This window comes from Longimicrobium sp., from assembly GCF_036388275.1.
In the GTDB taxonomy this organism is placed as follows: Bacteria; Gemmatimonadota; Gemmatimonadetes; order Longimicrobiales; family Longimicrobiaceae; genus Longimicrobium.
The window spans coordinates 1-1,702 of sequence record NZ_DASVSF010000057.1 but is presented as its reverse complement, the minus strand read 5'-3'; the positions used below and the strand labels follow the sequence as shown (position 1 = coordinate 1,702).

At 70.2% G+C, this 1,702-nt stretch carries 1 protein-coding gene; it reads right to left on the bottom strand.

Translation table 11 applies throughout. The features are described from left to right. Positions 1 to 1,702: Ig-like domain-containing protein (locus tag VF632_RS11765; RefSeq protein WP_331023084.1), on the bottom strand; the 1,702-nt coding region annotated here is incomplete at both ends.

The window sequence follows — 1,702 nt, the reverse complement described above, 5'->3', positions numbered from 1 at the left end:
CCGTGCCCGCCGCGTCCATCGCGGGGAGCGCGTCGCTCCCCGCCGCCGGCGTGATCGCCGTGATCTCCGACAGGGTGGAAGTGGCGTCCTGGCCGATCAGCTTCTGCCCGGCGAGAAGCGTGACGGGGCCGGCGTAGTCGGCGCCCTGATAGAGGAAGATGTTGTCGTTCGCGGCCGGGTTGTTACCCGTGCCGTTGTTCTCGGCATGGAAGGCGGCCAGCGTGCTGTAGGGGTTGGTGAGCCGGCCGCAGCCCTCCACGCGCGTGGTGCAAGCGGCGCCGCCGCTGTTCACGAACCAGAGCATCCCGCTCACCGGGAGCGCGACCTTGGCCGAGGCCGTGGCCGAGCCGCTGGTGACCGTGTACTCCAGGCTGTCGGTGCCCTCGAAGCCGGCCGGCGGGTTGTAGGTGAACTGCCCCATCCCCGCGCCGGACATCGTCATCACCACGTCGCCGCCCTGCTGCGTCTTCCCCGCGACGGCGTTCCACCCCGCGAAGGTGACGGTCGTGTTCGCCGCGTTGATCTGGTCGTTGGCGGTCACGCTGAACGCGGGCGACGTGCTGGCGGAGTTGATCCGCACGTTGCCGGTGGCGGTGGTGCCGAACACGTCGGGCACCGCCTGGATGTTCACCTCGAAGCTGAACGTGCGGTCGCCGCCGGCCAGGTTGTTGGGGCCGTCGTTGGTGTCCGAGTCGCTCACCTGCGCGCCGATCACCTTCACCGCGCAGATGGTCCCCGCCGGCAGGTCGGCATCCGGGTCGAGCGTGACGGTCGCCGTCCCCGAGCCGCTGACGGTGAAGGTCTTCGCCGTCCCGGTGGGGCATTCCAGCGTGAAGCTGGAGGTGGTGACGTCCACCGCTTCGCTGAAGGTGAGCACGATGTTGCTGTTGCTCGCCACCTGCGTCGCGTTGTCCGCGGGGGTGGTGGAGACGAGCGTCGGCGGCGCGTCCACCGTCACCGGGATCGAGCCCTTCCGCTGGGCCTTCACCTTGGAAGTCGCGGTGATGGTGGCCGTGCCCGGCGCCACACCCGTCACCACGCCCGTGGAGGCATCCACCGTCGCCACCGCGGCGTCCGAGGTGCTCCAGGTGATCCCTTCGGCCAGCGTCTCGCCGGTGAAGCGGCGCGGGGTGCCGGACAGGGGCGCGCTCGACTCGGCCGCGCCCAGCGCCAGCGACGCGGGCGAGAGCGTCACCCAGCCGAACTCGTACTGCACGGGCGCCGACACGTGCACCACGTAGGTGAAGGTCTTCGTGTTGGAGGAGTAGACGAACCTCCACTGCCTGGGCGACGACGTGGCGCTCGTCGCCACCACGCCGTTGTACTGGTAGTAGAGCTTCCCGAGCCTGGGATTCTCACCCTCCGGCCCGGAGAAGTTCGCGGTGCCGTCGGTGCCTTCCAGGCGCACCGTGGCGCTGGCCACCGCGCCCGAGTTCACCGCGGTGACCTTGGGGGCGTCGGGGAAGTAGACACGGACGCCGGCCGGCGCCGCGGTGGTGCCGTCGGTGGTGCCGATCGGCTGCCCGATGTTGTTGGTCACCGCCACGTTCATGCTGGTGGTGTCTTCGTTCGTGTTGTCGGCACGCGAAGTCGCCGCCCCCGTGGTCACGTAGCCGATGAACGGCTTGCCCAGGAGCACGTCCGCCGCCGCGCCCATCTCCGGGCGCGGCGTCTCGCACGACTGGGTGTTCGCCTCCACGTC